This window comes from Stutzerimonas stutzeri (genome assembly GCF_000935215.1).
In the GTDB taxonomy this organism is placed as follows: domain Bacteria; phylum Pseudomonadota; class Gammaproteobacteria; order Pseudomonadales; family Pseudomonadaceae; genus Stutzerimonas.
Genome location: NZ_JXXD01000267.1, coordinates 1 through 8,841 on the forward strand (window position 1 = coordinate 1; position 8,841 = coordinate 8,841).

9 protein-coding genes are annotated in these 8,841 nt (G+C 64.5%); 3 read left to right on the forward strand and 6 right to left on the reverse strand.

Annotated features, from left to right (window positions below; all coding sequences use genetic code 11):
* Positions 1-19 precede the first annotated feature (19 nt).
* From LO50_RS21610 to LO50_RS21625, 4 genes are all read right to left on the reverse strand, one after another.
* Positions 20-1,249, reverse strand: a complete 1,230-nt coding sequence (locus tag LO50_RS21610) for a nucleoside recognition domain-containing protein (protein WP_044316327.1) — start codon at positions 1,247-1,249, stop codon at positions 20-22.
* Positions 1,250-1,663: 414 nt separating this feature from the next.
* Positions 1,664-1,834: a DUF1328 domain-containing protein gene (locus LO50_RS24395; RefSeq protein WP_003282841.1), complete on the reverse strand. Its 171-nt coding sequence runs from the start codon at positions 1,832-1,834 to the stop codon at positions 1,664-1,666.
* Positions 1,835-1,943: 109 nt separating this feature from the next.
* Positions 1,944-2,180 carry a hypothetical protein gene (locus LO50_RS21620; RefSeq protein ID WP_014818669.1) on the reverse strand — a complete coding sequence of 79 codons (237 nt, stop codon included), beginning with the start codon at positions 2,178-2,180 and terminating at the stop codon, positions 1,944-1,946.
* A 179-nt stretch (positions 2,181-2,359) separates the two neighbouring features.
* Entirely contained in the window at positions 2,360-2,791 is a 432-nt protein-coding gene (locus tag LO50_RS21625) for a PA2169 family four-helix-bundle protein (protein WP_044316328.1), read from the reverse strand.
* Positions 2,792-3,103: 312 nt separating this feature from the next.
* Between LO50_RS21625 and algB the strand changes: the two genes are divergently transcribed.
* The 3 genes from algB to LO50_RS21640 are packed head-to-tail and all read left to right on the forward strand — an operon-like array spanning position 3,104 to position 6,660.
* Entirely contained in the window at positions 3,104-4,450 is a 1,347-nt protein-coding gene (algB, locus tag LO50_RS21630) for a sigma-54-dependent response regulator transcription factor AlgB (RefSeq protein ID WP_014818667.1), read from the forward strand.
* Positions 4,447-6,234 carry a KinB sensor domain-containing domain gene (locus LO50_RS21635; protein WP_023444003.1) on the forward strand — a complete coding sequence of 596 codons (1,788 nt, stop codon included), beginning with the start codon at positions 4,447-4,449 and terminating at the stop codon, positions 6,232-6,234. The genes algB and LO50_RS21635 overlap by 4 nt, the downstream gene beginning before the upstream one ends.
* A gap of 21 nt (positions 6,235-6,255) precedes the next feature.
* Positions 6,256-6,660 (forward strand): DUF1330 domain-containing protein, encoded by a 405-nt coding sequence (locus LO50_RS21640; RefSeq protein WP_014818665.1) that lies wholly within the window; start codon positions 6,256-6,258, stop codon positions 6,658-6,660.
* A gap of 1 nt (position 6,661) precedes the next feature.
* Here the strand turns inward: LO50_RS21640 and LO50_RS21645 are convergent, their stop codons facing one another.
* Positions 6,662-7,450, reverse strand: a complete 789-nt coding sequence (locus tag LO50_RS21645) for an N-acetylmuramoyl-L-alanine amidase (RefSeq protein WP_023444005.1) — start codon at positions 7,448-7,450, stop codon at positions 6,662-6,664.
* Positions 7,451-7,580: 130 nt separating this feature from the next.
* Positions 7,581-8,841 (reverse strand): GGDEF domain-containing protein (locus LO50_RS21650; protein WP_052816840.1); only part of this gene is annotated, 1,261 nt, incomplete at its 5' end.

Consider the following 8,841-nt stretch of genomic DNA (forward strand, 5'->3'; position numbering starts at 1 on the left):
GGCAGTGCGCGGCTTCGGCTCAGCCGAAGAACCAGTAGCACACGGCAATCGCGGCGATGATGCCGGCCAGATCCGCCACTATCGCGCAGCCCACCGCATGGCGCGCGCGCTGGATGCCTACCGCGCCAAAGTACACCGCCAGCACATAGAAGGTCGTCTCGGTACTGCCCTGTACCGTCGCCGCCACCAGTGCCGGGAAGCTGTCCACGCCCTGACTCTGCATGGTCTCGATCAGCATCGCTCGCGCCGCACTGCCGGAAAACGGTTTGACCAGCGCAGTCGGCAGGGCATCGACGAAGCGCGTGTCCCAGCCCAGCGACTCCACCAGCCAGCGAATGCCTTCCAGACCGAAATCCAGCGCGCCGGATGCACGCAGGGCGCCGATCGCACAGAGCATGGCGATCAGGTAGGGCAACAGGCTCTTGGCGACATCGAAGCCTTCCTGCGCGCCCTCGACGAACGCCTCGTACACCGGCACCTTGCGCAGCGCGCCGACGACCAGAAAGGCGATGATCAGACCGAACAGGGTCAGGTTGCCCAGCAACGAAGACAACGACGCCAGCGCCGTCGCCGACAGCCCGGCCAGCAGCGCCATGAAGCCACCGAGCAGCAGCGCACCGGGGACGAAGTAGGCCAGCACGACTGGGTCCCACAGGCGCAGCCGCTGCACCAGTGCCACCGCCAGCAGGCCGGCCAGCGAAGACGCACTGGTCGCCAGGAGGATCGGCAGAAAGACCAGGGTCGGGTCTTCCGCGCCCTGCTGTACGCGGTACATGAAGATCGACACCGGCAATAGCGTCAGCGACGAGGTGTTGAGCACCAGAAACAGGATCTGCGCATTGCTGGCCACGGTCGGCAGCGGATTGAGCTCCTGCAGCGCGCGCATCGCCTTGAGGCCGATTGGCGTCGCGGCGTTGTCCAGTCCGAGGCCGTTGGCGGCGAAGTTCAGGGTGATCAGTCCCAGCGCCGGATGGCCTGCCGGCACTTCGGGCATCAGGCGACGGAACAATGGCCCGAGCAGACGCGCGAGGAGTTCGATGAGCCCGGCCTTTTCCGCGATGCGCAAAAAGCCCAGCCACAACGTCAAGGTGCCGAACAGCACGATCATCACTTCTACGGCCAGCTTGGCCATGGCGAACAGGCTTTCCACCAGCGCGGCGAACACTGCAGGGTCGCCACCGATCAGCCAGCGCCCGAGGGCGGCAACCGCGGCGATCAGAAAAAAGCCCAGCCAGAGGCCGTTGAGCATGTCGTTCTCCCGTCGAAAGCTGGACGCGATGATAGCGGTGCGGGCGCGCACGGGTCATCCGCAGATCAGCAGACGGTAAAGACAGCAGGAGGTGGAAAACGATGAGATGGATTGCGAAAGGCGATATGAAGCGGATCAGACATTTGTTGCTGCATGCCGGGAGCGATTGCGCCCCCGGCCGCAGCTTCACAGAACCCGGTCCGATTAGGAGGTACTCCCTGTACCTCTAGGTCGCTCCGCGATGTAGAACAACCCGACCCCCTGGTTCCCCCCGCTGAGGGGTGAAGCGCGCGGAGCGGTTAGGCCCGCGCGCTCTGGATCACCTTCGAAAGCCGAACATGACCCGGCGAAATTGGCTTCCCATGCCGCTGAAACTCCTCAATCAGCCGCCCTTGCGGGCGGCCATCGATTGCATCACACGCGTGGACCGCGGCCGCGGCCAAAGATCAGCGACGCTACGAACAGAACCAGGAAGACCACGAACAGGATCTTGGCGATACCCGTCGCAGTGCCGGCGATACCACCGAAGCCCAGTACCGCAGCGATGATGGCGATGATCAGGAAGGTAATAGCCCAACTCAGCATGGTGTGACTCCTCTTGTTTCAGGAACGGTTCTCAGCGGATCGGTAAGTCCGATCGGCATCGAGTGTGTAAAGCATCCTTGCTGATTCGCTTGCACGTCCCCTTCGTTGCTCAGAATACCCAGCGCTGTTCAGAAGGCGCCTGGCGATAGTCGATGGTCTGCGGCGCTTGGCCGGTCCGCATGAGCTCAATAGGTTGAGCGTCATACATGCCGATTCGTTCCGCTGAATTCTGTTGCGCCTGGCTGAGCGGTTGCGACAGCGGGCGCTCGGCACCCATGATCAGCATGACTACCGCAGCAGAGAGGAACCCCTTGCTGGCCAATGAAAAGCGGGCTTGGCGATTCATCCTCAACTCCTTCTAAGCGTGGCGACGTCGTTTCGTTGAAGGGGATATTGCAGGCGCCGTGCCAGCCCGCATTACAATTTAAAATTGTTATATATCAATGAGTTAGAGATTATGCCCAGCATCCTGGCAACTCAATTTGCATGAGCGCCCCAGCAATGCCGGGCGTTTTGCACGAGCGCTTAATGCCTAGCTTCCTTGAGGTGGCGTATGCGCTCATGACAGGCACGCAGCTTCGGCAGCTCGATGGCAAGCAGCGCTTTGATATCCGGCTCGGCGTCTCCTACAGCACCCTCGAAGGCATGCAGAATGTTCGCTTCCGTCTGCTCCAGCTGGTCGACATAGGCGGTGTCGTGGTCGCCGATGCGTGATCGAGCGTCGGCATAGAGCTCGCGCATCCGGCCGGTCAGCGTCCCGCCCTGCGACGGGTGCTCATGGTTGGCTGCAACCTTCACGCTAAGGGCCTGGATGATCTGCGTCTTGGCCTGCGCCAGATCGCGAAACAGGTGCTGCAGCTCGACGTCCTTTACTTCGTCGGCGGCATGCTGGTAGAAACGCTGCCCGTCGCGGGTGATCTCAATGAGCTCATTGAGCTGATTCATCGACTGATTCATGACACCTCCTGCATGGTTACAACAGATTCGCCACACGCCCGCTCGGCGGGAAGTGACGCCCCTTTCATCAGGGTCGCAAGCCGCATGCCAGGCTGGCGCAAGCGCCAGCGGTAACCAAATCAGCCACTTGGGCGACGCCACTGAAGGCGTCGGAGTGCAGCATGCAGGAAAGCCTTGCCAATACCGTGCAACTTGCAAGACTTTTCATAGACTAAGGTCTCGCCAGCAACGCAACGGCGCCGCCAGGTGCCCGACACACCATAATCCGAAGCATTTTTCAGCGACCGATTCGCCTTTTGATGGGGAGCATCCATGGACCAAACGACGGACAACGGCGGACGCATCCTCCTGGTGGATGACGAAGCGGCGATCCTGCGCACCTTCCGTTACTGCCTGGAGGACCGCGGCTACACGGTCATGACAGCGGCCAGTGCGGCACAGGCCGAGGCCATTCTGCAGCGTCAGGTGTTCGACCTGTGCTTCCTCGACCTGAGACTTGGCGAAGACAATGGCCTGGACGTGCTGCAGCAGATGCGCCTGCTCGCGCCCTGGATGCGCGTGGTGATCGTCACCGCCCATTCGGCCGTGGACACCGCCGTGGACGCCATGCAGGCCGGCGCCGCGGATTACCTGCTCAAGCCATGCAGCCCGGAACAGCTTCGCCTGTCCGCCGCCAAGCAGCTGGAAGTCCGCCAGATGGCGGCCCGACTGGAAGCGCTGGAAGGCGAGATGAAGCAACGCAGCGACGCCCTCGGCTCGCACAGCCCGGCGATGATGGCCGTGCTGGAAACCGCGCGGCAGGTGGCAGACACCGACGCCAACATTCTCATCCTTGGCGAATCGGGTACCGGCAAGGGCGAACTGGCGCGTGCCATCCACACCTGGAGCCGGCGCTCGAAGAAGGCCTTCGTCACCATCAACTGCCCGTCGCTGTCCGCCGACCTGATGGAAAGCGAGCTGTTCGGGCACAACCGCGGCGCCTTCACCGGCGCCACGGAGAGCACGCTGGGCCGGGTCAACCAGGCCGACGGCGGCACGCTGTTCCTCGACGAGATCGGTGACTTCCCGCTGGCGCTGCAACCCAAGCTGCTGCGCTTCATCCAGGACAAGGAGTACGAGCGGGTCGGCGACCCGGTCACCCGCCGCGCCGATGTGCGCATCCTCGCGGCGACCAACCTGAACCTCGAAGAAATGGTGCGCGAGGGCAAGTTCCGCGAGGACCTGCTGTATCGCCTCAATGTCATCACCCTCAACCTGCCGCCCATGCGCGAGCGCCCCGAGGACGTGCTGACCCTGGCCGAACGCTTCCTTGCCTCGTTCGTGAAGAACTATGGCCGCCCTGCGCGCGGTTTCAGCGATGCGGCGGTTGCCGCACTGAAGACCTACCGCTGGCCGGGCAACGTGCGTGAACTGCGCAACGTGGTGGAACGGGCGAGCATCATTTGCCCGCAGCAGATGATCGAGGTCAGCCACCTCGGGCTGGGCGAACAGGTAGGCAGCAACGCGCCACGCATCGGTGAGCCGCTCAGCCTGGAGGCGCTGGAGAAAGCGCATATCGCCGGCGTGTTGAGCACCAGCGATACTCTCGATCAGGCCGCGCGCATCCTGGGTATCGACGCCTCGACCCTCTACCGAAAACGCAAGCAGTACGGCCTATGAAACTCCAGATGAAGCTGCGGACCCGCCTGTTTCTCGGCTTCTCCGCGCTGATGACGGTTGCGCTGCTGGGCCTGCTGCTGGCGCTGGTCAGCGTCATGCAGATGGCCAAGAGCCAGGAACAGCTGATCCGCAACAACTTCGCCATCATCGAGATCAACCAGCAGCTGCGGCAGACGCTGGGCAACCACCTGATCGTGATGCTCACCGACAGCGGTCGCAGTGAAGCGCTGGAACCGCTGAGCCAATCGTTTCAGCAGACGCTCGAACGCGGCATCGCCGAAGCCAGCGACGAGACCGATCGGCAGGCATTCCAGGCCGTCGCCAGCGCCTACGCCAGCTTCCTGCAGCAGGTCGATGCCGCCCGCAACCAGAACCTGACGCTGCTGGAAGACAATCCGCTCAGCCAGGCCTTCAATCAGGTGCGCAGCCTGATGACCGACATGCAGCGCACGGCGTACGACAAGATCCGCGATACCGAGCTGCGCAGCCGTGACAGGGCGTCGCTGCTCGCCGGGCTGCTGGGCCTGACGGCGATCGCGGTACTGCTGATCGGCTTCATCACCGCGCACAGCTTCGCCCGCCGCTTCGGCGAACCGATCGAACGGCTGTCCGCCGCCGCCGACCAGATCGGCCGCGGCGACTTCAACATTTCCCTGCCGACGCCGCACATCGCAGAGCTGTCCTCGCTGAGCCGCCGCTTCGGCCTGATGGCTCAGGCGCTGCACGAGTTCAAGCAGACCAACGTGGAGGCGCTGGTCAACGGCCAGCAGCGTCTGCAGGCACTGCTCGATAGCATCGACGACGGCCTGCTGATCGTCGACCGCGACGGACGCCTGGAGCACGCCAACCCGGTCGCCCAGCGGCAGCTGGCCTGGGAGAACGAGCACCTCGGCTCGACCCTCGGCGAAGCGCTCGGCTACCCGGATCTGGACAATGCCGCGCGGCAGGTGCTGGACGACAAACCACTGTCCGACCCACCTGAAGACCTGATCATCGAGGCGGACGGCGAACGCCGCCTGCTGGCCTGGCGCATCAGCCCGGTGAGCCACCACGACGGCAGCATCAGCGGTGCGGTCATGGTGCTGCACGATGTCACCGATCAGCGCACCTTCGAGCGGGTGCGCAACGAGTTCGTGCTGCGGGCCTCCCATGAGCTGCGCACGCCGGTCACCGGCATGCAGATGGCCTTCAGCCTGCTGCGCGAACGCCTGCGCTACCCGGCCGGCAGCCGCGAGTCGGACCTGTTCGACACCGTACACGAGGAAATGCAGCGACTGGTCCGGCTGATCAATGACCTGCTCAACTTCTCGCGCTATCAGAGTGGCCAGCAGAAGCTGGAGCTGGAGCAGTGCCACATCCCCGAACTGCTCGAGGCCGCGCGTCAACGCTTCGAGGTCAACGCCGCCGAACAGGAGGTTCAGCTCAAGCTGGAGTTGCAGCAGCCGCTGCCGACGCTGATGCTCGACCGCCAGCAGATCGAGCGGGTGATGGACAACCTGCTGAGCAATGCCCTGCGCCACACGCCCAAGGGCGGCGAGGTTCGGCTGCTGGCGCGGCACCACGGCGAGCGGATGATCCTCAGCGTCGAGGACAACGGCGAAGGCATTCCCTACAGCCAGCAGGCGCGCATCTTCGAGCCGTTCGTGCAGATCGGTCGCCGCCGTGGCGGTGCCGGACTGGGCCTTGCCTTATGCAAGGAAATCGCTCAGCTGCATGGTGGGCGTATCGGCGTGCATTCACGGATCGGCCACGGCACCATCTTCTACGTTGCGCTGCCGATCTGACAGCGCCATCGAGGAGGCCACATGCCGAGCCTGAACCCCAGTCCCGAACAGCTCGCCGACTTCGCTGCGACGATGCCTTCGGGCGTGCCGATCCTGATGCTCAACCTGCTGCGCTATAACGACCAGGCGACCTATCCGTCAGGTAGTCAGCACAGTCCGTGCAGTGGTCGCGAGGCCTACGCCCGCTACAGCCGCGTGGCACTGGCCAAGGTGCAGGCTAGCGGTGGCGCGGTGGAAGTCAGGACCAAGGCCCATGCCGCGCTGATCGCCCCGCCGGACGAGCAGTGGGACGACATACTGCTGGTCAGCTATCCATCCAAGGAAGCCTTCCTGGCGATGATCGGCGACAGCGACTATCAGGCTGCAGCCGAGCACCGTAGCGCCGCGCTGGCCGACTCGAGACTGATCGGCACCACCCGCTACTGAGTCAGCGCCCCGCCTGGTTACCGAGCACCTGCAGCATCGCGGCGGTCTCGGCATCGGGTTCGCCGTCGAAGCGAGCCGGGCGGTATTTCATCTGGAACGCAGCGATCACGTTGCGCGTCTCGTCGTCCAGATGGCCGTGGCGCGGCACCCGGTAACCCTGCGCCGCCAATGCATCCTGGAACCAGGTGATCGTCGGCAGCCCGGCCGATGCATAACGCATCCGCTCGGCCGCCACCGCATCGGCATCGGGCCAGGGCAGCAGCCCCTCCTCGGCCAGGCGTTTCCAGGGGAACAGCGGCCCCGGATCGACCTTGCGCTGCGGAGCGATGTCGCTGTGGCCGATGATGGCGCCCGGCTTGAGATCGTGGCGCGCCATGATGTCCTTGAGCAGCACCACCAGCGCGTCGATCTGCTCTTCGGAGTACGGATACCAGAGCCGGCGCCCGTCGGCGCTTTCCACGTAGCCGCGGTTGACCAGCTCGATGCCGATCGATGTGGCGTTGAGCCAGGTGCGCCCGTTCCACTCACTCTCGCCGGCATGCCAGGCGCGGCGGTTTTCATCCACCAGGCGGTAGATGGTCGCCGGCGATTCGCCGATCAGGTAGTGGCTGCTGACGTCGCGGCCGCTGAGCAGCTGCAGCGAACGGGGCAGGTCGGTCGAGGTGTAATGCAGGATGATGAACTGGGCGCGGCTGTCGTGGCCGGTCGAGCTGTAGCTGGTATCGATGCGCGGACCACTGGCGCAACCGGCCAGCAGCAGGAGCATCAGGACGGCGGGGATGGTTTTCATCGGGACGACCTCTGTGTCGACGGCGAAATGACGCAGATGAGCAGCAGCCCGTTGCGCGGGGCTCCGCTCATGTCGGTGCGGTGAGGGGCGTGATTATACCGGGCGATCGGGACCGGGCCAGGGCAGCCGGTCAGGCCGCCTCGACGCGATTGCGCCCCGAATCCTTGGCCCGGTAGAGCGCGCTGTCGGCACGCTCGAAAGCGCGCTCGGTGCTGTCACCTTCGCTGAACGCGGTCAGGCCGGCCGAGAGCGTGATGGCAACGCGCTCGCCCTTGAAATGGAACGGACAGCTTCCGATCGACTCACGCAGCGACTCCATCAGCTGCAGCCCTGCGTCATAGGGCGTATTGGGCAGCAGCACGACGAACTCCTCGCCACCGAAGCGGGCGATGAAATCGGTCTTGCGCAAACGCTTGTGCAGCTCGGTGCCAATGATCTTCAGCACCCGATCACCAGCCAGGTGACCGTAGCCGTCGTTGACCCGCTTGAAGTGATCGACGTCCAGCACGGCCAGCAGCAGGTCGCCGCCGTAACGTTGCCAGCGGGCGAACTCGAGCTCCAGGCGCTCGTTCCATGCCGCCCGGTTGGGCAGGCCGGTCAGCGGATCCTGCAGCGCTTTCTGACGCTGCTCCTCCAGGTGCCCGCGCAGGCCGCGTGCTGCCTGTTCGAGGCTGCCGACCCGGCTGACCAACTGCTGCAGGCGCTCACCGAGCTTCTGTTCCTGCTCGCTGCGCTGTTGCCGGTAGGTGTCCACCGTGGTCAGCAGGCCATCCAGGCGCGCCTCGACCACCTGCTTCAGGCTGGTCAGATCCTTGGCCTGGCGCATGCTGTCCTGCAACCCGCCGACCTGTTCTCGCAACTCCGCATCCAGCGCCTGAGCGGCGTCGCGTCCTTCGCTATGCCCCTGGTGCGCGGCGAGGAGATTTTCCTGCATCGCAGTCAGGCGCTCGTTGAGCGTTTGCAGGTAGTTTTCGAAATCCCGCTGGCCCTGGTCGCTGAAGGCGATCATCAGCATCGCGAGATCGTCCAGTACCGGCACCAGCTCATACCAGTTCAAGCCGTGCTGGATGCGCGCCCGCAGGGTCTGCAGTTGCGGCTGGTGCTGTTCCGGCAGATGAAGGCTGTCCAGCAGGCTGCCGAGGGTCGCCTCCACGCGGTCCGCGACGACGCTGAACGCGGGCTCCGGCGAATCCGGCAGGGCATACGCAGCCGCGTTCTGCTCCGCCTCGGTTTCAGCGATAGCTTCTTCGTCGGCCGGTGCCTCGGCCGGCGTCTCGGCAAGCGGCATTTCCCCGAGCAGCGGGGCAGCCTGAACGGCAGGCTTGGGCAGCCCTAGCGCTTCCACTACTACCGGGCCAGCGTCGACCTCATTGACTGCGGCGGGCGGCGGG